Here is a 21,540-nt window from a genome sequence, read left to right as displayed (position 1 = left end):
AGCGCGAGTGGACCGTCAGCCAACCTTGGAAGGGGAGCGGGTTCTCTTAAGACCTCTGCACGAAGACGATTGGGAGGCGCTGTTTGCCATCGCCTCTGATCCTGCCGTGTGGGAACAGCACCCGATGCATGACCGCTGGCGGGAAGATGTGTTCCGTCCATTTTTTGACGATGCGATGGCACAAGGTGGGGCTCTGGCGATCATCGACAAGGCCAAAGATGCTATCATCGGTTCGACCCGGTTTCAGGTGTTTGACGAAGCGGATGGCGGGTCGGTGGAGATCGGTTGGACGTTTCTTGCCTCAAAATATTGGGGTCGGGGCATCAATCAAGAGATGAAACGATTGATGCTTGAGCACGCTTTTGAGAGCGTTGCGCGGATCGACTTTCGGGTGGGTGAGACCAATTATCGTTCTCGCATTGCGCTCGAGAATATTGGTGCAGAGCGTTCGCGCCGCACTGAACTGACCCAATATCAGGGCAAACGGGTGCTCCACATCGTCTATGAGATTACTGCGGAGAGCTTCGCCTCTGGGCCGCTCGTCCTGAAAGCTTCAGATGACGAAGCTGATGAGAGTTAAGGCGCCGCTTGCAGACCTTGCATCCGCTTTAGGTAGCGCGCGAGCACGTCAATTTCCAGATTGACCTGATCACCCGTCGTGAGCCGACCAAGTGTGGTGACCTCGCTGGTGTGCGGAATGATATTGAGTGCAAAGTCGCAGGCACCATCCTGGCGATCACGCACATCATTCACCGTTAGCGACACGCCATCAACGGTGATTGATCCCTTGGCCGCGATGAAGGGGGCCATGCTGGCCCGCGCGCGGATTGCGACTTTCCAGGAATCGCCCTGCTCTTTGGCCAGCACAACCTCACCAATCGAATCGACATGGCCGGTCACGATATGGCCGCCAATCTCGTCGCCAACGCGCAGGCTGGGCTCAATGTTGAGTATGCGGCCCTCGGTCCACATATCCCTTACTGTGCAGGACACAGTCTCGCCTGAGACATCCACGTCGAACCAGGCATCACCGGCCTCTCCGCCGCGATCAATCACCGTCAGGCAAACGCCGGAGCAAGCGATAGAAGCGCCAATGTCGATCCGGGCAGGGTCCAATGGGGCGGCAATTCGAACGCGCAAATCGCCACGCTGATCGAGAGACTGGATCGTGCCGATGGCGGTAACAATTCCGGTAAACATGAATGCGTTCCTTGTTAGCGCTGACGCAGATACGACGTGAACGTGTCTCTGCCAAGCTGGCGTTGATCCGTCCTGATCCACCGGCCATGCGCCGTGTCCAGCGATTTCATTTCCAATGCCCCTAGGCCGCGCAGGCCGTCGCCGATGACAATGGGCGCGCGGTAAAGGTGAAGCTCGTCAACGAGGTCTTGTTTCAGAAAGCTTGCCGCTGTTTGCGCGCCGCCTTCAACATAGAGGTGCTGTACGCTTTCAAGAGCGCTGATCTCGCTTGGCGTGCTTAGGGCTTCAACGCCCTCCGGCACGTTGCCGCGGGTCAGCACGACGCGCGAGGGACTGCGCGCTTCAAGACCGGGCAGTCGAACATCGAGACGCGGCTTGTCCGCGCGCCAAGTGCCGCCACCGACCAGAATCGCATCATGGCGAGCCCGCTGAGCGTGAACATGCGCGCGCGAAGCCTCGCCAGTGATCCATTGGCTGGTCCCATCGGCCAGCGCGATGCAGCCATCCAATGACATAGCGAGCTTTAGCGTCACATAGGGGCGGCTAAGCTTGGCCCGCGTCAAATAGCCGGCGAGGCTGCGCTGTGCGCCTGTGTGCTCCAGCACGGCAATCTCAACCCCGGCCGCGCGCAGGCGCTCTATGCCAGCGCCCGCGGTGCGCGGATCGGGGTCACTCTGTCCGATCACAACGCGCGCGGGCTTAGCTGCAACAAGTAGGTCTGCGCAGGATGGCCCACGCTCTGATGTGTGCGCGCATGGCTCCAGCGTCACGTAGATGGTCGCGCCTTTCGCGCCGTCTGGGCCTAGAGTGGATAGGGCGTGCGCCTCTGCATGCGGGCGGCCACCAGCCTGTGTCCAACCGCGAGCAATTAGCCGTCCATCGCGCACGATCAGCGCGGCTACGCCTGGATTGGGGCGGCTGAGTGGGCGGGCGCGAGCAGACAGCCGGGCGGCTGCCTCCATCCAGACATCGTCGGAATGTGCGGCCCGCAACGCTATGGTGTTTCGCTTTCACTGGTCGCCGCGGATGTCTGCTGGTTGCGGGATGAAAGCGCCTCAAGACGCGCCGCTTCGGCTGCGGCTTCTGCGGCGCGGTCCGCCTCCGCTTGGCGCTCCATTTCTTCAACGTCGAAACCGCTCGCTGCGCCTAGGGCCTTGTAAGCGTCGCGTTTGCGTTGCTCATATTCCGCGATCCGGGCTGCGCGCTCGTCTTTCGCGGTCTGATTTTCCTCGTTGGAGGCGATGATTTCTTCGTCAGTGCGATCCGGCGCAAAGCTGGTGATGTAGGTCACGCTCGGGCGTTCAGGCGGTAGGTATACGGTTTCCGATGTCGCCCACAGCATGATGAGCGCAAACGGCAGCGAAGACACGAACAGGATCGGCCAGCGATAGGGATTAGGCTTGCGAAACTCCGACCAGAAGTCTGCAATGCCGGCCTTTGGATTGAAACGCGATTTCGACAGCATGCCCGCAATATAGGGCGCAAATGGACGCTATGCCAGTGGTGCTTTTGCACGGTCGCTTGGTCTAGCCAAAGCTGGCGTAAAGCGTGCGGCCTTGTTCCTTCAACCAGCGATCGGCGCGGCTGATATCCTCTTCGTAGAGATCATCGAGCAGCGCGTAAAATGCCGGACTGTGATCGAAATGGATCAGATGGGTAACCTCATGCGCGGCCACTGAGCGCCTGACGAAATCTGGTGCCTGCACCAATCGCCAATTGATACGGATGCGGCTTTTCTCAGAGCAACTGCCCCAGCGTTTTTGCGCGCGTGATAGACCAACGGGCACTTTTTCCAGCTTGGCCCGCTCGCAATAGTCCGACACGTCTTGTTCAAACAGCGCCAGAGCCTCACGTTCGAGCCAGCTTTTGAGGCGTTTCTCCAGCGCGTTTTCCGGCCCGCCAATCTGTATCTGCTCGCCTATTTTGCGCGGGCGGCGGGGGGCATCCTGCGACCAGTCAACCACGAGTGGCTCACCGCGAAACAGGATTTCACCGCCAGGCTGGGGCACACAGCGGCGCGGGATGCGCGCCAATTGCTCGGTTAGCCATTCGGTGCGCGAGCGGGCAAAATTGATCGCCTCGCCCGTGCGCGCCCAGGCAGGCATGCTGATGCGCACTTCACTGCCATCAGGCGCAAGACGCAAGGTCAGCCGCTTCGCATTTTTCATGCGCCTGAGCGCAATGGGTAGGGTTTGATCGCCCAGCTCAATCTCGTGGGTGACGGGCGTTTTGGTCTCGGCGCGGCGCAGCCAATCAATCATGGTGCCGCCTTTACGAAAGGCGAGTTGCCTACGCCTTCATCCCATTCGACGATATGATGTTCCAGCGGGCCAGCGCCATTCTCGCTTACAACCCGGCCAGCCACTGACACTCCGGCGTTTTTCACCGTTTCGCGGTCTCCGCTGATCAAATAATGCCAATCCAGCAAATCGCGCCCCTCTGCGCGCATTCGATAGGCGCAAGTCGAGGGCAGCCAGGGGACGTCCTCTACGATCTTGAGTGTAAGGCGCAGGCAATCCGGCACGAAGGCCTTGCGGTTGCGATAATCGCTGCACTGCGCGCTGTCGCAATCGAGCAATTTGCAGGCGACATTGGTGTCGGTGATTTCGCCCGTGTCAGCGTCTTCGATTTTATGCAGGCAGCAGCGTCCGCAGCCATCGCATAAGGCTTCCCATTCGGCGCGGTTAAGCTCTGCCAGCTTAAGCGTCCAAAATTCGTCTCTTAGCTCACCCATTTGTCGAGTTCTGCTGCAACCGCCTCTGGCCCCTGATCGGTTGGTAAAGTGGCGAGCGGTTCGCCGCCAGGCCCAAACAGATAAGTGATGGCGGAGTGGTTGATCAGATATCCGCCGCCTGGCGTGTCTTCGCCGCGCTCGTAGAAGATGCGGAAATTGTCCGCTGCTGTTTTGACCTGTTCGGCGCTGCCCGTGAGGCCGATCAGCTCATCAGAAAAGGCTGAGGTAAATTCGCCAACGATCTCCGGCGTGTCGCGCTCTGTATCGACGGAAATAAAGATCGGTTGGATGTTGTCAGCACGCTCCGGAGAGATCTCGGCAAATTGACCAAGTCCCTGGATCATGCGCTGCACATCGGTGGGGCATACGTCCGGACAAAAGGCAAAGCCGAAATAGACGATGCGATATTGTCCATCAAAGTCGGCCCAGCGCACCGTTTCTCCTGCGGAGTTGATCAGCTCAAACGGGCCGCCGATATCGGCGCCAGCCAGCGGCGGCCCCCCGGCGTCTTCTGCAGGGTTTGGCATGCCAGAGCAGCCTGCCAATGCCAGGCTGGCGGCAAGCGCAAGGCTCGCAAAAAAACGCGGTGCTGGATTCAAGGTGTTGGCGCGCTGGTTCATGGTCTGCTAACTGGGCTTGGTTCAAACGGATCGAAACATTGGGGCTTCGCTTAACTGCGTCCTCAATAATGATCTGGCAGGAAATGTGAAAGGATAGAAGCTTGGGGCGCTCATTTTTGCGCAGTGTTAGCGCTGCGGCGGTATTGTCTTGCGGCGGAGCAATGGCTTTGGGACTTGGTGGAGCGGTGATGACAGCCCCTCTGGCAGCTCAGGGTTTTTCCGACGGATTTGAGTTTCTAAAGGCGGTGAAAGACCGTGACGGTGATGCGGCGACAGATTTTCTGAATGAGCCGGGGACGACCATCATAAACAGCCGCGACATCACCTCTGGTGAGACCGGCCTGCACATCGTGGTGGCTAGGCGAGACACTGTTTGGGTGCGCTTCCTGCTGCAACGCGGTGCCAATCCCAATATCCGCGATAAGAAAGGCGTAACTCCGCTGCAAATGGCCACCACGCTGGGCTTTGTTGATGGGGTGGAGGAACTGGTTAAACGCGGCGCACAGGTAGACGTAAGCGATAAGGCTGGCGAAACCCCGCTGATTGCTGCCGTGCATCGACGCGACACTGCGGTTATCCGTTTGCTCCTGGAAAAAGGGGCTGACCCAGACCGCAATGACAATTCCGGACGTTCGGCGCGGGACTATGTTGAGTTGATGAATTCCAACAGCGCTATCCTCGCGGAGTTCACGCGCGCCGACAAAGAGCGCGAAGAAAAGGGAACGGATCGCAACTACGGGCCTTCTTTTGAGATGACCGACTTTTCTGACATGACCCTGGATGAGCTGCGCGTCGCGTTGGCCCCGGATATCGCGGCCTCGGCCATCTTTGATGGCTGGAACGAAACGGCTCTGCTCGCTGCCGCGGATATGGCAGGCGCCGATCCAGATGTCGCAAAGCTGGCCTATCCTGGCGGCGCGATGGATATGATCAAGGCGTGGATCGAGAATATCGACGCGCAAATGGAGGCGGAATGGCCCGCTGAAAAGCTCGGTGAGCTGAAGATCCGCGAGCGCATTCGTGAGCTGGTCGCGTTTCGCTTGAAAGCGGTTGATGGCCTGGATGAGGCTCTACGCCGGGCGCTGTCGATCATGGCCATGCCGCACAACGCGCCTGCATCGCTCAAAATCGGCTGGAGCTCCGCTGACTTGATGTGGCGGCTCGCTGGTGACACCGCGACCGATTACAACCATTATACGAAGCGCACGATCCTGGCCGGAATCTACAGCGCGACACTGGCCGTGTTCGTGAACGACGACAGTGAAGGCAAAGAGACAACCTATGCCTTCCTCGATCGCCGCATCGATGGCGTCATGAAGTTTGAAAAAGCCAAGGCGAAGTTTTTAGGCGGCGAACGCGAGACCTTCAGCCTGTCACGCTTCCTCGGACGTCTGCGTTACCCAAGCACATAAGGTTCCTCTAAGATGGAGGTGGATAAGCGTGTTCAGCGCTCGCCTCTGCCTGCCTGCTCGCTTATGACATCAGGGAATCGCAAACATGGGCCGCGGGCATTGCCGCGTTCCCAGCAACACAAGCAAAGGGTTTCAAGACATGGCGGGTTCGCTCAACAAGGTAATGCTGATCGGCAATTTGGGCGCTGACCCCGAAATTCGCAGTTTTCAGAATGGCGGCAAGGTTGCCAACCTGCGCATCGCGACCAGCGAGACCTGGAAAGACCGCAACACAGGTGAGCGGCAAGAACGCACCGAATGGCATACCGTAGCGATCTTCTCAGAGGGCCTGGTCAACGTGGTCGAAAACTATCTCAAGAAGGGTTCAAAGGTCTTCATCGAGGGCAAGCTTCAGACCCGCAAATGGCAAGATCAATCGGGCAATGATCGCTATTCCACTGAAGTGGTGCTGCGCGGCTTTGATGGCACGTTGACCATGCTTGATGGTCGCGGCGAAGGCGGCGGTGGTGGTCGCTCAGGCGGCGGCCAAGGCGGAGGCAGTTGGAACCAAGGTGGTGGTTCTGGGGGCAGCTCTGGCGGGGGCAATCAAGGCGGCGGGAACGCTGGCGGCGGCGGAGGTTACGATGACCTCGACGATGACATCCCGTTTTGATCGGTTCAAACCAACCCAAACATCAAAGGGCCTCGCAGACAATTCTGCGGGGCTTTTTGTTTGCCGAAATGTGAAATGTTAAAAGAGTTTGACATTTCCCAAAAAATGTTAAAAAGTTTGTACATTGTTGTTGCAATAGAGGAATGCGTAAATGACGTATCGCAAGATGTTTTGGCTGGCGGCTGCTTTGGCTTTTGGGTCCGCTCTCGTTGCGGGTTTCATAATCGGAAGAACCGTGCCGGCGACTGGCGGTGTTGAGAATCCAGAAGTTGTCCTGCCTGCCTTGTTTGTGGTTGCAGGCGTCGTTGCTTTCGCATCTTGGCTGTGGTGGCAAAAAACCGATGACCTGCAGCAGCAGGGTCAACTGATTAGCTGGTGGTGGGGTGGAAACATCGGTGCGGTGGTTATGCTGATCACCCTGGTAGTGATGACCGGTCGGCACAGTGAAATGAGCATGGGAGCAGGGTACGTATTCGGCGCTGAGTTTGCCGGAATGCTTATTGTCTGGCTCGTCTGGAAATTTCGCGGCCGGGGCGCGGTAGAATGAAGAATTGCCTGCGCGATCTGCGTAAAGGGCGGGGCCTTAATCAGGCTGATCTTGCTGAGGCTTTGGAGGTTTCGCGCCAGACTATCATCGCCGTGGAGGCCGACAAATACGATCCCTCACTGCCGATGGCGTACCGCTTGGCCGCCTATTTCGATGTTGCGGTCGAGGAGCTGTTCTTCAATCCGTGGAAGGCGGACTAACTCTTCTTAAGCGCGGCGAGCATTTCTGCCATCGGGCCGTCTTGCTCACCTTCCGCGACAATGCCTGCCTTGGTGCGGACCGCATCGGCGTTTGGTCCTTCTGCGTAAGGATCAATCGCTAGGCCCAGGCTTTGCGCGACCGCTTCGCCCAGATCAAAGGCGTCGCCCGAATATTCAATCTCGTCGAGATCTTCATCCGAGAGTTCAATTTCGAGGTCTTCGCTGGCATCGGCGAGGGCGGCGCGGGTCGTTTCCGCATCGACGAATTTGAGCGCAATCTCTTCGCTTACCTCGACCTGAAATTCCTCGCCCGATACGGCGCAAATCTGTGTGAATTTGGCGTGCATTGTTCCATTGGCCAGCACTGCGTCAGTCGTAGCACTTTCTAGAGACATCTCGGCGCTTAAGGAGGATATGCTGGCCAGCGCAAACCGGCTCGCCAGAGCGCTCCTTTCCGCGTCATCCGCCTCAATCACGACAGGCTTTGCAGGCAGAGGACGGACCTTGACCATTCGGCTGAGTTCAGATGCGCTCATGCTACGCTGTCTGCCTTAATCACTTGCTCATCGCTCAGCGCGGCCAGACGGACCGAAAGCTCTTGCAACTTACCTGAAACACAAGTCGCCGATACCGCTTCATCGCGGCCTTCCAAAAATGTCACATTGCGCGCGACCGCGTCTGTAATTTTGGCGGCATTGCTTTCGCCAAAGGCGCTGCGATAGGCGCCCAACCGGCCGCCAAGCACGCCCATTAATTTGCCGACCCGCTTGCCCACGACCACATCGTTGACGCCAAATTCGCGCAATTGGCCCTCCATGTCCTCAACAAACAATTCTGCGAGCAAAGCGCTTTCGCTACGCATCTCTGCTGCCTCTAGGCGCAGGATCGCGACGCTGAGCACAGCGGTGATCATGTCAAACCGGCCATCCACACTGTCATCGACGCCGCATTCAGAATAATAGCTTGGCTCTCGCGCAAGCTCGATTACACGGTGCCACAGGGGTCGCACTTTCTCACGCGGATCAGGCGCCGTGCCGAGCAGTTTCGATAGGAATGACATTCAGGGCCCTTTCGCCTCAACATTCAGCCTCGCGGGCACGATTCTCCGCCGCATTCAGCCAGAATTCAACCAGTTCACCCCAGCTGCGATAGACAGCGGCGTTGCAAGGTGCGGATCAGCCGCTTAAAGCCTTGCGAGATGTGATATAGGAAGCCGCTGAAATGCGGCAATAGATGGCCTCAGATTGGTCATGAATTGAAGGATTGGCGGACACGATGAATAGGCTTGATAGTGCAGCGGGCGCGAACATCTGGCGAAAGGCACGCGTGCTGATCTTGGTGGGCGGTGCTGGACTGGTGCTGGCCGGGTGTTCTTCTATTCGAGAGACGCGCGGTTATGTCGTCGACAACGTCCTGCTTCAATCGGTCCAACCTGGGATTGATAATCAGCGCTCTGTCGAGGGTACCTTGGGCCGCCCGAGCTTCACCAGTCAATATGGTGAACCAACTTGGTATTATGTCTCCAGCGTCACCGGCCGCCGTCCATTGGTGCGCCCGCGCATTCGCCAACATTCCGTTCTGGCGGTTAAATTTGATGCAGAGGGCAATGTCGCCTCCGTCGAAAACGCTGGACTTGATCAAGTCGTCTTCCTCTCACCTGATGGTGATAAGACGCCGACCCTGGGCCGCGAGCGCGGTTTCCTAGAAGACCTGTTTGGCAATATCGGCACGGTTGGCTCCGGCGTTGGGCCGGGCGGACCGCAATAGCGCTTGCTTGATTGCCGGAATTGAGCGCCCATATCGCCTGCCATGAGTAACGATACGGCGAGCCACGGCCTGACCCAGTGGCACGGCACCACCATTGTTGGCGTTAAGCGCGATGGCAAAATCGTCATCGCTGGCGATGGCCAGGTCTCCATGGGTAATACCGTGATGAAACCCAACGCTCGCAAGGTTCGCAGAATTGGCGAGGGCGGCAAGGTTGTTGCTGGCTTTGCAGGCGCGACCGCCGATGCCTTCACCCTGTTTGAACGGCTTGAGAAAAAGCTGGAACAATATTCCGGTCAATTGCTGCGCGCGGCGGTGGAGCTTGCCAAGGATTGGCGGACTGATAAATATCTTCGCAATCTTGAAGCCTTGATGATCGTCGCAGACAGCGAGACCTTGCTGGTGCTAACCGGCAATGGAGACGTGCTGGAGCCGGAAGGCGGCATTGCGGCGATTGGATCAGGCGGCAATTATGCGCTTGCCGCGGCCAAGGCACTGGCCGACTATGAGAAAGATGCGGAGCAGATCGCGACCAAGGCTATGGCAGTGGCAGCGGACATCTGCGTCTTTACCAATGGCAATGTGACACTCGAAACGGTTTAAGTTCGTTGTTCGCCGATCGCTGAGCTTCCTCTTTCTTCCTGACGGATAATCATGACAGACAATCTTACACCCAAGGCAATTGTTGCCGCGCTGGATGAGCATATCATCGGCCAAAAGGACGCCAAGCGCGCCGTCGCGGTCGCTCTGCGCAATCGCTGGCGCCGGCAGAGACTGAACGCGGATCTGCGCGACGAGGTCACGCCTAAGAACATTCTGATGATCGGTCCAACGGGCTGCGGTAAAACGGAGATCAGCCGACGCCTCGCCAAGCTCGCAGAAGCGCCCTTTGTGAAGATCGAGGCCACCAAGTTCACCGAGGTCGGATATGTCGGCCGCGATGTGGAGCAGATTGCCCGCGACCTGGCCGAAGAAGCGATCCGGCTTGAAAAAGAGCGCCGCCGAGATGCTGTCCGCGAAGCTGCTTCCGATGCGGCGATGGAGCGTCTGCTCAACGCATTGGTCGGCGACAACGCCTCAGAGGCAACCCGTGAGAGCTTCCGTCAGCGCATTGTGCAAGATGCAATGAATGAGGTCGAGGTCGAAATCGACGTGACTGAGACGCCCAATATGCCGTTTGATATGGGCAATATGGGCGGCAATATGGGCATGATCGACCTGTCAGATATGATGGGTAAGGCGCTCGGCAAGACCCCCACAAAGCGCCGCAAAATGCGTGTGCCAGAGGCGTGGGACAAGCTTGTCGATGAAGAGGCGGACAAGCGGCTCGATGATGATGACGTTGCGCAAACGGCATTGCGTAATGCCGAAACCAACGGGATCGTGTTCCTAGACGAGATCGATAAAATCGCCGTCTCTGATGTTCGCGGTGGTTCGGTTAGTCGCGAGGGCGTGCAGCGCGACCTTCTACCGTTGATTGAAGGAACAACGGTCAGCACCAAATATGGCCCGATGAAGACGGACCACGTGCTGTTTATCGCCAGTGGGGCGTTTCACTTGGCCAAGCCATCAGACATGCTGCCTGAATTGCAGGGTCGCTTGCCGATCCGGGTTGAGCTGCGCGCGTTGACCGAAGAAGACTTCGTGCGCATTCTCGGTGAGACAAAGGCCAATCTGGTCGAGCAATATCGCGCGCTGATCGGGACTGAAGATGTCACTTTGGATTTCAAGGATGATGCGGTGAGGGAAATCGCCAAGATTGCCGCGCAAGTGAACGAGAGCATCGAGAATATTGGTGCGCGGCGCTTGCAGACCGTGATGGAAAAATTGCTCGAAGAGATCAGCTTTGAAGCGGAAGAGCACACTGGCGAAACCATTACAATCGACGCGGATTATGTGCGCGGCCGCTTGACTGAGCTTGCCGGCAATAGCGATCTGTCGAAGTATATCCTATGACGAGTAAACCTATCAGTGACCTGTCTGGCATGCTCAAGGGAATGGATCCGTTGCTGCATGACCTGCCTTATGTGTTCATGTCGGAGGATCGCTGGACCGATTTTTCGATTGAACTGAGCGGCATGTTCGCCTCCGTCCACGAGGACGAGGGCACGACTTATGTGTTCGCGCTGGACCAGGAATGGGAGATGGCGGCGGGCCTGCCCCGGTTCGCGAGGATCACCTTGCAAGTGCACTCTGATCTGGAAGGCGTGGGCCTAACTGCCGCTGCATCCACTGCGCTGGCGGGGGCGGGCATCGCCTGCAATGTCATTGCAGCGTTTCACCATGATCATCTGTTTGTACCGTGGGATCGCAGAGACGAAGCGGTCCGGATATTGAGTGCACTCGCCAACGACGCAGATCGATGATTCTCAGCCGTTCGGCGAGCAAGGCCCCGATCATCGCTTGAGCTTACAGGCTAAGAAGGCTCTAACAGCTCCCAACACTTTCATGACCGGGGACTGAAAGCATGATCACTCAGACATTTCACCGTACTTTTCTTGCCAGCGTTGCAACCGTTGCCTTAGCCTTTAGCGCGCCCGCCTTTGCCGATGACCATTCCGGTGATGGCGCGCAGGAGGCCCCAACTCTCTCTGCTCCTAAGATCGAATATACTCGTTGGCAGCTGGACAATGGCCTGACGGTGATCGCCCTGCCAGACAATACAACGGCCAACGTAACGACGTCGCTGTGGTACAAGGTTGGGTCGAAACACGACCCGGAAGGCCGCTCGGGCTTTTCGCATTTGTTCGAGCATATCCTCAGCCGCAAAACGGTGAATATGCCGTACAACATGATCAATAAGCTAACCGAGGATGTTGGCGGCCAGCGCAATGCCTCAAACTGGATCGACCGCACCAATTATTTTGAAACGGTGCCTGCGCAATATCTTGAGACGATGCTGTGGACCCACCGCGAGCGGATGGCATTCCCAGTGGTCGATGCCGAAGTGTTTGAGAATGAGCGCAATGTGGTGAAAGAGGAACTGCGCACCCGCGTGCTTGCGCCGCCTTATGGCCGGCTCCAGCGGGTCGTGATTCCAGAGAACGCTTTTGATGTGCTGCCTATGCGCCGTCCTGGTATTGGATCGATCGAAGATTTGGATTCGGCCACGTTGGAAGACGCCCGGGCGTTCCATCAGGCCTATTATGGTCCCGACACGGCAACGTTGATCGTTGCGGGCAATTTCGAAATGGGAAAACTGCGTGGGTTGGTCGATCAATATTTCGCCGATATCGAGCCGCGCGCCAATCCGATCAGCCTAAAGATCGAAGGCGAAGAGCCTATACGCACGGAACCGCGTTCAATCGCTGCAACCGCGCCTAATGTGTCTCTGCCTGTTGTCGGCGGCATTTGGAAAGCGCCCTCTGTTAGCAGCGAGGATGCAGCCGCGATCGAAGTGTTATCTGAGATCATGTCGCGTGGACAGAGTAGCCGGTTGCACACGGCTTTGGTGCGTAGCGGCAAAGCGGTTCAGGCGGCGCATTTCGATACAATGACGATGGACGGCGGCTTTATCGCCAATTTCGCGGTGCTCAGCCCGACAGCAAATTCCGAAGAAGCGAATGCGATTTTGAACGCTGAGTTGGAGCGTGTTCGTACAGAGCTGGTGAGCGCAGCGGAGCTGACCGAGGCTAAGAACGAGATATTCTCCTCTGCTCTGTCGAGGCGTCAGACTGTGCGTGGACGCGCTTTTGAGCTGGGTGAGGCTTTGGTCTCAACCGGCGATCCCGATGCCGCTGATGCGCGCTTAGTCAGAATCGCTTCGGTCACAACCGAAGACGTGCGACGCGTGGCTGCCAAATGGCTCGATCCGAATGTGAAAGTCGCCATGACCTATGCTGCTGGTGAGGACGATCCGTCCAGCTATGCTAATCCGGCGCCGCGCCCTAACTATGGAACCGTGCCGCCCGCCACGGGTGCACCGCTGGAGCTGCTGCCTGAAGGTGAGCGCATGGCACCCCCGGCTCCTATTGATGCGCCGGAGGTTGTGCGTAGCGACTTTGTGACGAGCACGCTGGCCAATGGCATTCCGCTGGTCACAACCCAGACCAGCGATGTGCCAATCGCAACAATCACCGTCGTATTCCCTGGAGGGAACGCAAGCGATCCGGCTGACAAGGCAGGCCTTGCTGGATTTGTTGCAAGCCTGGCCGATCAAGGAACGACAACGCGGAGCGCTCCTGAAATTGCAGTGACATTGGAATCGCTTGGTGCTTCGCTCAACATAAGTACCGGCCAGGACGGCACCTTTGCCAGCCTTACCGCGCCTGCGGTCAATCTGAATAAGGCAGGAGAGGTTCTGGTCGATATCATCCAGAATGCCAGCTACCCAAGCGAGGAATTGGAACGGGAACGTCAACGGGCGTTGGATGGACTTGACGCGACGCTTAACGATCCAAGCTCGCTGGCCGGATTGGTCGCGACCCGCGTGATGTATGGCGACGCCCCATATGGCCGGGTGGCCACAGTGAGCAGTATTCCCAATATTACCCGCGAAGACTTGCTGGCTAGTCGCGCCGCCTATTGGCATCCGCGGTCGGCGAAGATTGTGGTGAGCGGCGGCATTGCCGCAGAAGAGGCTGCAACGTTGGCAGGGGATCTGTTTGGCGAATGGCAGACCAGCAGCGCGCCGCCCGCCGAGGTTCAGAACCCTGCTGGTAGCGGCACTGCTCCGCGCACCTTGGTGATTGATATGCCTAATGCTGGCCAAGCCGCTGTGATTGCCGGTGTTCGCGGCACTTCGCGTTCGGACGAGGATTTCTATCCTGTGTGGCTGGCCAATACCGTGCTTGGTTCAGGCTCCAACGGGCGCTTGTTTGAAGAGATTCGGACCAAGCGTGCGTTGGCTTACGGCGCCTATTCCCAAATGCTTCAGCTTGCAGATGCAGCCGTTTGGCGCGCAGTTGCGCAGACTGATCACGCGACGGCGGATGAGGTCGCAGCGGTCTTTTTCGATGAGTTTGAGAAGCTGAGCGCTCAGCCAGCGAGCGAAGACGCAATCGAGAAGCGCCGTCTGTTCCTAGGCGGAGCGATCGCTCGCAGCCTGGAAACCAGCGGCGGCTTTAATGGGCTGGTTGCTGGTGCAATGCTGCGCGGGCTTGAGCCGGATGAGGCGTTCCAGATCGCTGATCGTTTGTCGGATGTGAGCGCTGAAGAAGCGGCACAGGTTGCGGCGGAATATTTGACTAAAGATCGCACATCGCTGGTGATCGTCGGTAAGGCTGAGGACTTCTTGGAAGATCTTCAGGCTCTGCGCGGCGAGGTTGAGGTGATCGCTTTTGACGATCTTGACCTAGCAGCGAGCGATTTGCGTAAGCCATCCGGTTCAGCCTCAGTGGGCGAATAAAGACCAGACATGAGGAGCGGTGAGGGGCGTTTTGCCTCTCATCGCTCTGCAATGCCTGCCGTCTCTTCTGCGCTCTCATTGGCCTGTCGCGCCCACATTTCGGCATAGAGACCGCGCCTGCCGAGCAGCTCGGAATGCGTGCCTTGCTCGGCAAGGCGCCCAGTCTCCAGCACGATGATCTGATCCGCATCGGCAATTGTTGACAGCCGGTGCGCGATTGCGATGGTCGTCCGGCCAGCGGCGATGCGACGCAAAGTGGCCAATATTTCTTGCTCGGTCCGCGTATCGAGCGCGCTAGTCGCCTCATCGAGCAGCAGGATTGGCGGGTCTTTGACAAGCGTGCGAGCAATCGCCACCCGTTGCTTTTCGCCGCCGGATAGCTTCAGACCGCGTTCGCCGACCATGGTCTCAAACCCATCGGGCAATCCAGCAATGAGCGGCGTCAGCGCCGCGTCCTGAGCGGCCTTCTCTATCACATCGTTGTTCGCACCGGCAGCGCCATAGCCGATATTGTAATGCAGCGTATCGTTGAACAGCACGCTATCCTGCGGGACGATACCTATTGCTTCGCGCACGCTGTCTTGCGCGACCTCAGCAATGTCTTGGCCGTCGATCAAGATCCGACCGGAGGTTGGATCGTAGAAACGGAACAGCAACCGCCCGATGGTGCTCTTTCCTGCGCCCGAGGGTCCAACAATTGCGATACTGCCGGAGGCCGGCACTTCAAAGCTCAGCCCGTGAAGGATCGTCCGTTCTGGCTCGTAGCCGAAGGTGACATTGTCGAATGCCAAATGAGGTTGGCGAACGATGAGCGCAGGAGCGTCTGGTGCATCTCGCACCTCAACCTCTGTATCCATCAATTTGAACATCTCAGCCATATCGACGAGGCCTTGACGGATCGTGCGATACACCCAACCGAGCAGATCGAGCGGGCGGAACAACTGCATCAGGAAGGTGTTGACCAGCACCAGATCACCGACTGTCAGCTCGCCCTTGCTCCAGCCCCACACAGTGTAGGCCATCGCGCCTGCCATCAGAGCGTTGGTGATCAGCGATTGCGTTATGTTGAGCAGACCGAGTGAGTTCTCACTCTTGATTGCAGCCTCGGCATAGGCACGAGCAGCCTGGCTGTAGCGCTTTTCCTCGCGCTCCTCAGCGCCAAAATATTTTACGGTTTCAAAGTTCAGCAGCGAGTCGACCGCGCGGTGCAATGCCTGACCATCAAGATCATTCATCTCGCGCCGCAACTTCGTGCGCCACTCGGTGATCCAGCGCGTGACCGCAATATAAGTGACCACCGTGACGGCGGTGGCGGCGACCAGCTCCCACCCAAAATTGAGGTAGAAAATTACTCCCACCGCGATCAGCTCAATGGCGGTCGGCGCGATGTTGAACAGCAGGAAGTAGAGCATCATGTCGATGCTCTTCGTTCCGCGTTCGATGATCTTGGTGACTTCTCCCGTGCGGCGCGACAGATGAAAACGCAGGCTCAGACGGTGCAACCGGTGGAAGACATCTTCCGCCAGGCTCAAGGTCGCGGCCTGACCGACACGCTCGAACACGATGTTGCGCAAATTGTCGAACAGCAGTGAGGTGAAGCGGCCCAGTCCGTATGCGACCACCAATGCCAGAGCGACGGTTGCGCCCTCGCTGACTGGTCCGGCCATCGCATCGGCGGCATGTTTATAGGCGAATGGGAGCGCCAATGTGACGCCCTTAGCCGCTAGTACAAGGACCATCGCAATGACGATGCGCCAGCGCAGGCCCGGATTGTCATTGGGCCAGAGGTAGGGGAGAAATCGTTTTAGCGTTGCCCAGCTTTCCGCCTCAGGCGGGCGGTTTGTATGGTCGGCAGATGTGGATGTGTCAGGCGGCATCGGTGGCGACCATGTGGGCGCACCTTACGCCAAGCGCAAGGCTCTCAAGAGGGTGGTGTAATCTTGGAGCTTAGTTGTAGCGGGCCGAATGCGTTATGTCGCGTAATCCCCTGTCCGCCGAGCGTGGGAGGTCAAACAGCACACGTTGGCGCGAGAAGTCGATTGCGACTCGGTCAAATAACCGCAGATGGTTCATACCCAACGACAGCACCGGCTTGTCCTTGAGGCCAAGCGCTTCAAAGGCTGGTGTGTCGGCGAAGGTAATCGGCACATTACTAAGATTGACCCCACCGATCTCGAGTCTTCTTACAAATGACATTTCACCAGAGGCGGAAACGCCGTTGACGTCAGTGGTCTGCACGGTTTCGGCGCGCTTGGTGCGAATGCGCCTGCGCAGCGTGTTGTTGGCGAGGCTAGCCTGCGCGCCCGTATCGATAATGACTGTGGTCATCACTCCTTCAACCCGCGCGTTTGTAATCAGCAATTGTCCCAGCTTGTGGCGCGCCCGCACCACGATTTCAAAGCCTCTTCGGCTGGTTTTCTGTTTGGTGACGTCTTCAATCACCATGGTTTCTTCGCGGAAATCAATCAGCACTCTGAAATCTTGCAAGGTATCGAGCCCGATGATGCCGTCGGCACCAACATGGTCCCTGTAGAGAACCGGAGCCGCAAGATTGTGGATCGTGCTTCCCCCGAGTTCCAGGCTGTCCAATTCCACCACCTCGACCGGGCGGCGGCTGGCCATCCCGACTAGGGTCGCCATACCAAGCGATTCCAGGCCCAACGCATTGTTGATGCGGTGTGTGACAGCGGTTGCCTGGCTGCCGGTATCGATCATGAAGTTGTAAGGACCAGCACCGTCGATAGTGACCGGCACAGTCATGCGTTCATTGCGCTCTTCTTCAAGGCTTAAGATCTCGGTGTTCGGATTGGTGAAGTTGGGCGCGATCGATTGATCCCCCTGCTGCTGCCCCATGCCAATGAATGCCAGGGAAAGTGCGGGTCCGTACCAGAGAGAATGCATAATGTGTCCTACCATGAGCGCATGCTGGGATGCTGTGCGCTGCCTGAGGGAATTAGACTATCAGACGATCGGCGATTCCCCAAGCCGAAGTGAGATAGGGTTGCGTTTGCGGGAGCTTTAATCTTTTGCCAAGGCTGGCTCAGCGCCTCGATTGCGCAGCAAATTCCAGGTCTCGCGCACTTTGACCTTCCAACCGAACCAGAAAGTGGCGGCATAGACACTTGCCCCGGCAAACCCGTTCCATACCAGGTCAAGCAGCGGCGAGCCGAAAGCCGCGTATCTTTGCAGAGTGAGCACGGCGAGCGCCATTGCGCCGCAAGCAATCGCAGTTGGCGCTACCTCCTTCAAAAGAGCGAGCGGTGAGGCACCGATGCGTGGCAAAGTGAGCGATAGTGTGATGCAGCACAGCAATGGCGCAGCGACCCACCAGGCATGAACCAGCCCCATCGCTCCGAACTGAACGCCCCAAAGGAATGCAATCGGCATAATGATGGCGCCTGAAAGGCTGGTCGTTAGATAGACCTGCGTGCGGCCCATGGCATTGGTCACTGGCGAGCAGATCAGATGCAACGCAAAGAATGGCATTGCGAGCGCCAGCCCGCCGACAATCGGGATCATCCCGGCCCATTTCTCGCCAAACAGCGTCAATATGGCTGCTTCACTGGTAAGCGCCAGCCCGACATATATAGGTGCGGTCACCATCATGACCATTCGCGCCGTCTTCAAGAAATATGGACCCAGCGGCTTGTTGGCGCGGTGCAGCTCTGAATAGGCAGCAAGGCCAACCTCGTTGATCGGCGGCAAGAATCTGCCAGTGACGATGAGGGTTAGGAATAGGGCCTCTGAGTAAAGGCCTAGGTCATAGGTCGACATTTGGCGGCCGGCGATCACGATGTCGCTCTGGCTCTGGATGATCCAGAAGATTTGGCAGAGCGTCAGCGTGCCGCCAAAAGTTACGAGATCCCAGTGCGCCGCGCGGATCGAATATCGGCTTCACTAACAGGCGCGCTGCGATGGAAAGCCCAATGGCCCGGCTGATGAACATGGCGATCGGGGCGTAAACCAGCGACCAAACGCCAAAGCCAAGCCATGCGAGCGACAGAGCGGTGATGGCTCCGATGGCGGCGCAGGCCATATTGACCTGACCTTGCTTGCGGAATTCCAATCGCCGAGCCAGTAGCTCAGAGGGTAGGGCGGTAAACGGTACCGTGAAGAAGATCACCGCTTGGATCCGAAGCATGTCCGCGACCAAGGGTTCTCCAAAGTAAGTGGCCGCATAAGGCGCAAACAGAAACTGCACGAGCGCCATTGATCCGTTGAACAAGAGCAGCAGCCCAAAGATTTGCCCGATGCGCCGCTCGTCAATCTTCTCGGTCTGCACCAGAGATGTCGCAAAGCTTTGGCCGTTGAGGATCGCGAGCGCGGCCAAGACCACTTGGGTCATGGCAAACAGGCCGTAGTCGGTTGGCTCGAGCAGGCGCACGACCAATATGGTAGAAGTCCAGGTAATGATCTGAGCCGCGACCTGCGTGCCCCACCGCCATTTCACCGCGGACCGAACGCGTCCGGCAAATCCGTCTGTGCTTTGCTCCACACCCTCCAGCTTTGCGGCATGCAGGTTATCGCCTGTGCGCGAATCATCGGCCGAATTTGCTCCGGAAATAGGGTGCGTCCCGCTCATCCCATGGCCCTTAACCTTAAAAGGTGAAGAATCTGCCTTTCCAAATGGCCAAATCGGACCACGCAGCGTGAGCAATTTCAGCGATTCATTGCGGCCAAGTGTTGAAAATGAGCCGTATGACCCCATTTTGAGCAGGCTAGAGTGCCGTGAAACCCTCGGAAAAGCGTGGGTTTTGAGGTTCTTTGAAATAAAATTGCAAAAAGGCGTTGACCGAATCTCAGTCCCCGCCTAGATGACCTCCACCGACGCGGCGCTGACGGCTTTTACCGGCTTCGATCGCAACGGTCGCCAACATAAACGGACAACCGGCCCCCGGTGCAAATCGGGGAACCATTGTTGTCCGCTTCTTATGTTGGATGGCTCTTTGACATTGTTAGTATATGATGAAGGGACATGTGGGCGACGGCGCCCGGTCCAGGGATTTTAAGGCTCTGGATACCGGTTAAATTATGCCGATTGCCACATTTTGGAAGTGCACCACGCACATCCTTAATGATGCATGTTCATTCGTATCCATTACGTTTGACAGCAGGTAATCGGCTCCTTGAAGCTCATGCTTGACTGGCTAACGAACTTCGGTTCGTGCTGGTTTTGTATGTGACACAAACTTGAGAGTTTGATCCTGGCTCAGAACGAACGCTGGCGGCATGCCTAACACATGCAAGTCGAACGAACCCTTCGGGGTGAGTGGCGCACGGGTGCGTAACGCGTGGGAACCTGCCTTTAGGTTCGGAATAACTCAGAGAAATTTGAGCTAATACCGGATAATGTCTTCGGACCAAAGATTTATCGCCTTTAGATGGGCCCGCGTTAGATTAGATAGTTGGTGGGGTAATGGCCTACCAAGTCGACGATCTATAGCTGGTCTGAGAGGATGATCAGCCACACTGGGACTGAGACACGGCCCAGACTCCTACGGGAGGCAGCAGTGGGGAATATTGGACAATGGGCGAAAGCCTGATCCAGCAATGCCGCGTGAGTGATGAAGGCCTTAGGGTTGTAAAGCTCTTTTACTAGGGATGATAATGACAGTACCTAGAGAATAAGCTCCGGCTAACTCCGTGCCAGCAGCCGCGGTAATACGGAGGGAGCTAGCGTTGTTCGGAATTACTGGGCGTAAAGCGCGCGTAGGCGGCTTATCAAGTCAGGGGTGAAATCCCGGAGCTCAACTCCGGAACTGCCCTTGAAACTGGTGAGCTAGAATATTGGAGAGGTAAGTGGAATTCCGAGTGTAGAGGTGAAATTCGTAGATATTCGGAAGAACACCAGTGGCGAAGGCGACTTACTGGACAATTATTGACGCTGAGGTGCGAAAGCGTGGGGAGCAAACAGGATTAGATACCCTGGTAGTCCACGCCGTAAACGATGATAACTAGCTGTCCGGGCTCATAGAGCTTGGGTGGCGCAGCTAACGCATTAAGTTATCCGCCTGGGGAGTACGGTCGCAAGATTAAAACTCAAAGGAATTGACGGGGGCCTGCACAAGCGGTGGAGCATGTGGTTTAATTCGAAGCAACGCGCAGAACCTTACCAGCCTTTGACATCCTAGGACGGTTTCTGGAGACAGATTCCTTCCCTTCGGGGACCTAGTGACAGGTGCTGCATGGCTGTCGTCAGCTCGTGTCGTGAGATGTTGGGTTAAGTCCCGCAACGAGCGCAACCCTCATCCTTAGTTGCCATCATTTAGTTGGGCACTTTAAGGAAACTGCCGGTGATAAGCCGGAGGAAGGTGGGGATGACGTCAAGTCCTCATGGCCCTTACAGGCTGGGCTACACACGTGCTACAATGGCAACTACAGTGGGCAGCTATCACGCAAGTGTGAGCTAATCTCCAAAAGTTGTCTCAGTTCGGATTGTTCTCTGCAACTCGAGAGCATGAAGGCGGAATCGCTAGTAATCGCGGATCAGCATGCCGCGGTGAATACGTTCCCAGGCCTTGTACACACCGCCCGTCACACCATGGGAGTTGGTTTCACCCGAAGATAGTGCGCTAACCTTTTAGGAGGCAGCTAGCCACGGTGGGATCAGCGACTGGGGTGAAGTCGTAACAAGGTAGCCGTAGGGGAACCTGCGGCTGGATCACCTCCTTTCTAAGGATATTTACGAAAGCGCCTGGCCTTGCGTCGGGAAGAGCTTCGTAATTTCCAAAGAACATTGCCGTCGTCCTCATGTCCTTTCATCACTGGAGATTGCCCTCGGGCAGCTGGAAAGCTGCGTGTGGTGCAAACACCTGAGCTGGCTCACGCCCCTCGCGGTCTAACGGCCGCTCGAGGAGTGTAGGTCCGTAGCTCAGTTGGTTAGAGCGCACCCCTGATAAGGGTGAGGTCGGTGGTTCAAATCCACTCGGACCTACCAGTTATTGTCTGGTCTTTAGGGGCCTTAGCTCAGCTGGGAGAGCACCTGCTTTGCAAGCAGGGGGTCATCGGTTCGATCCCGATAGGCTCCACCAGACAAATTAGATCGTACTCCAGGATGAAAA

The 21,540-nt window shown here is 57.3% G+C and carries 22 protein-coding genes, 2 tRNA genes, 1 rRNA gene and 1 pseudogene; 14 read left to right on the top strand and 12 right to left on the bottom strand.

What is annotated here, in order from left to right; translation table 11 throughout:
• The first annotated feature begins 7 nt into the window (after positions 1-7).
• Entirely contained in the window at positions 8-580 is a 573-nt protein-coding gene (locus tag AC0V6O_RS12940; RefSeq protein ID WP_486144593.1) for a GNAT family N-acetyltransferase, read from the top strand.
• On the opposite strand, the gene AC0V6O_RS12935 is transcribed toward AC0V6O_RS12940, so the two are convergent.
• The 6 genes from AC0V6O_RS12935 to AC0V6O_RS12910 all read right to left on the bottom strand — a co-directional run bounded on the left by AC0V6O_RS12935 (position 577) and on the right by AC0V6O_RS12910 (position 4,554).
• Positions 577-1,200, bottom strand: a complete 624-nt coding sequence (locus AC0V6O_RS12935; protein WP_486144591.1) for a riboflavin synthase — start codon at positions 1,198-1,200, stop codon at positions 577-579. The two genes, AC0V6O_RS12940 and AC0V6O_RS12935, sit on opposite strands and share 4 nt — an antisense overlap.
• A gap of 14 nt (positions 1,201-1,214) precedes the next feature.
• Positions 1,215-2,162, bottom strand: a complete 948-nt coding sequence (gene ribD, locus AC0V6O_RS12930) for a bifunctional diaminohydroxyphosphoribosylaminopyrimidine deaminase/5-amino-6-(5-phosphoribosylamino)uracil reductase RibD (RefSeq protein ID WP_486144589.1) — start codon at positions 2,160-2,162, stop codon at positions 1,215-1,217.
• Positions 2,163-2,194: 32 nt separating this feature from the next.
• Positions 2,195-2,665, bottom strand: a complete 471-nt coding sequence (locus tag AC0V6O_RS12925; RefSeq protein ID WP_472639644.1) for a hypothetical protein — start codon at positions 2,663-2,665, stop codon at positions 2,195-2,197.
• Between the two features lie 61 nt (positions 2,666-2,726).
• Complete coding sequence (locus AC0V6O_RS12920) at positions 2,727-3,461, bottom strand: M48 family metallopeptidase (protein ID WP_486144586.1); 735 nt, start codon at positions 3,459-3,461, stop codon at positions 2,727-2,729.
• Positions 3,458-3,934 (bottom strand): YcgN family cysteine cluster protein, encoded by a 477-nt coding sequence (locus tag AC0V6O_RS12915; protein ID WP_486144584.1) that lies wholly within the window; start codon positions 3,932-3,934, stop codon positions 3,458-3,460. Before AC0V6O_RS12915 ends, AC0V6O_RS12920 begins: the two co-directional genes overlap by 4 nt.
• Positions 3,922-4,554, bottom strand: coding sequence for an SCO family protein (locus AC0V6O_RS12910; protein WP_486144581.1), 633 nt, complete (start codon positions 4,552-4,554; stop codon positions 3,922-3,924). Before AC0V6O_RS12910 ends, AC0V6O_RS12915 begins: the two co-directional genes overlap by 13 nt.
• Before the next feature lie 161 nt (positions 4,555-4,715).
• On the opposite strand from AC0V6O_RS12910, the pseudogene AC0V6O_RS12905 reads away from it, so the two are divergent.
• The 5 genes and pseudogenes from AC0V6O_RS12905 to AC0V6O_RS12885 all read left to right on the top strand — a co-directional run.
• Positions 4,716-5,189, top strand: a pseudogene (locus tag AC0V6O_RS12905) (ankyrin repeat domain-containing protein); the annotation flags it as partial.
• Positions 5,190-5,306: 117 nt separating this feature from the next.
• A complete protein-coding gene (locus AC0V6O_RS12900) occupies positions 5,307-5,966 on the top strand; it encodes a COQ9 family protein (RefSeq protein ID WP_486145629.1) in 660 nt (219 codons plus the stop codon).
• Positions 5,967-6,105: 139 nt separating this feature from the next.
• Positions 6,106-6,618 (top strand): single-stranded DNA-binding protein, encoded by a 513-nt coding sequence (locus tag AC0V6O_RS12895; protein WP_486144579.1) that lies wholly within the window; start codon positions 6,106-6,108, stop codon positions 6,616-6,618.
• A gap of 166 nt (positions 6,619-6,784) precedes the next feature.
• Entirely contained in the window at positions 6,785-7,165 is a 381-nt protein-coding gene (locus AC0V6O_RS12890; RefSeq protein WP_486144577.1) for a hypothetical protein, read from the top strand.
• Positions 7,162-7,365: a helix-turn-helix transcriptional regulator gene (locus AC0V6O_RS12885; protein ID WP_472639636.1), complete on the top strand. Its 204-nt coding sequence runs from the start codon at positions 7,162-7,164 to the stop codon at positions 7,363-7,365. Before AC0V6O_RS12890 ends, AC0V6O_RS12885 begins: the two co-directional genes overlap by 4 nt.
• Here the strand turns inward: AC0V6O_RS12885 and AC0V6O_RS12880 are convergent.
• Positions 7,362-7,901, bottom strand: coding sequence for a YceD family protein (locus AC0V6O_RS12880; protein WP_486144575.1), 540 nt, complete (start codon positions 7,899-7,901; stop codon positions 7,362-7,364). The two genes, AC0V6O_RS12885 and AC0V6O_RS12880, sit on opposite strands and share 4 nt — an antisense overlap.
• Positions 7,898-8,425 carry a ubiquinol-cytochrome C chaperone family protein gene (locus AC0V6O_RS12875; RefSeq protein WP_486144573.1) on the bottom strand — a complete coding sequence of 176 codons (528 nt, stop codon included), beginning with the start codon at positions 8,423-8,425 and terminating at the stop codon, positions 7,898-7,900. The genes AC0V6O_RS12880 and AC0V6O_RS12875 overlap by 4 nt, the downstream gene beginning before the upstream one ends.
• Positions 8,426-8,640: 215 nt before the next feature.
• On the opposite strand from AC0V6O_RS12875, the gene AC0V6O_RS12870 reads away from it, so the two are divergent.
• The 5 genes from AC0V6O_RS12870 to AC0V6O_RS12850 all read left to right on the top strand — a co-directional run bounded on the left by AC0V6O_RS12870 (position 8,641) and on the right by AC0V6O_RS12850 (position 14,479).
• Positions 8,641-9,132 carry an outer membrane protein assembly factor BamE gene (locus tag AC0V6O_RS12870; RefSeq protein ID WP_486144571.1) on the top strand — a complete coding sequence of 164 codons (492 nt, stop codon included), beginning with the start codon at positions 8,641-8,643 and terminating at the stop codon, positions 9,130-9,132.
• Positions 9,133-9,174: 42 nt separating this feature from the next.
• Complete coding sequence (gene hslV / locus AC0V6O_RS12865) at positions 9,175-9,735, top strand: ATP-dependent protease subunit HslV (protein ID WP_472639632.1); 561 nt, start codon at positions 9,175-9,177, stop codon at positions 9,733-9,735.
• Between the two features lie 51 nt (positions 9,736-9,786).
• Positions 9,787-11,088, top strand: coding sequence for an ATP-dependent protease ATPase subunit HslU (gene hslU / locus AC0V6O_RS12860; protein WP_486144569.1), 1,302 nt, complete (start codon positions 9,787-9,789; stop codon positions 11,086-11,088).
• Positions 11,085-11,498: an ACT domain-containing protein gene (locus tag AC0V6O_RS12855; protein ID WP_472639630.1), complete on the top strand. Its 414-nt coding sequence runs from the start codon at positions 11,085-11,087 to the stop codon at positions 11,496-11,498. The genes hslU and AC0V6O_RS12855 overlap by 4 nt, the downstream gene beginning before the upstream one ends.
• Positions 11,499-11,599: 101 nt before the next feature.
• Complete coding sequence (locus AC0V6O_RS12850) at positions 11,600-14,479, top strand: M16 family metallopeptidase (RefSeq protein WP_486144566.1); 2,880 nt, start codon at positions 11,600-11,602, stop codon at positions 14,477-14,479.
• A gap of 38 nt (positions 14,480-14,517) precedes the next feature.
• On the opposite strand, the gene AC0V6O_RS12845 is transcribed toward AC0V6O_RS12850, so the two are convergent.
• The 4 genes from AC0V6O_RS12845 to AC0V6O_RS12830 form a co-directional block, all read right to left on the bottom strand.
• The gene (locus AC0V6O_RS12845; RefSeq protein ID WP_472639628.1) at positions 14,518-16,356 is read right to left on the bottom strand and encodes an ABCB family ABC transporter ATP-binding protein/permease; all 1,839 of its coding nucleotides are present in this window, start codon (positions 16,354-16,356) and stop codon (positions 14,518-14,520) included.
• Positions 16,357-16,426: 70 nt separating this feature from the next.
• A complete protein-coding gene (locus tag AC0V6O_RS12840; protein WP_486144564.1) occupies positions 16,427-17,380 on the bottom strand; it encodes an aspartyl protease family protein in 954 nt (317 codons plus the stop codon).
• A 117-nt stretch (positions 17,381-17,497) separates the two neighbouring features.
• Positions 17,498-18,292 (bottom strand): oligosaccharide flippase family protein, encoded by a 795-nt coding sequence (locus AC0V6O_RS12835; RefSeq protein ID WP_486145627.1) that lies wholly within the window; start codon positions 18,290-18,292, stop codon positions 17,498-17,500.
• The gene (locus AC0V6O_RS12830) at positions 18,240-19,061 is read right to left on the bottom strand and encodes an oligosaccharide flippase family protein (protein WP_486144562.1); all 822 of its coding nucleotides are present in this window, start codon (positions 19,059-19,061) and stop codon (positions 18,240-18,242) included. Before AC0V6O_RS12830 ends, AC0V6O_RS12835 begins: the two co-directional genes overlap by 53 nt.
• A gap of 604 nt (positions 19,062-19,665) precedes the next feature.
• On the opposite strand from AC0V6O_RS12830, the gene AC0V6O_RS12825 reads away from it, so the two are divergent.
• The 3 genes from AC0V6O_RS12825 (at position 19,666) to AC0V6O_RS12815 (ending at position 21,510) form a co-directional block, all read left to right on the top strand.
• Positions 19,666-21,151: ribosomal RNA gene (locus AC0V6O_RS12825) — 16S ribosomal RNA — on the top strand.
• Positions 21,152-21,339: 188 nt separating this feature from the next.
• Positions 21,340-21,416: transfer RNA gene (locus tag AC0V6O_RS12820), tRNA-Ile, on the top strand.
• Positions 21,417-21,434: 18 nt separating this feature from the next.
• A tRNA-Ala gene (locus tag AC0V6O_RS12815) sits at positions 21,435-21,510 on the top strand.
• The last annotated feature ends 30 nt before the right edge of the window (positions 21,511-21,540 follow it).

It is taken from the genome of Erythrobacter sp. JB2-19, assembly GCF_057365005.1.
Note: the sequence above shows the minus strand (reverse complement) of the source record. Positions and strands in the feature narration are given on the sequence as shown.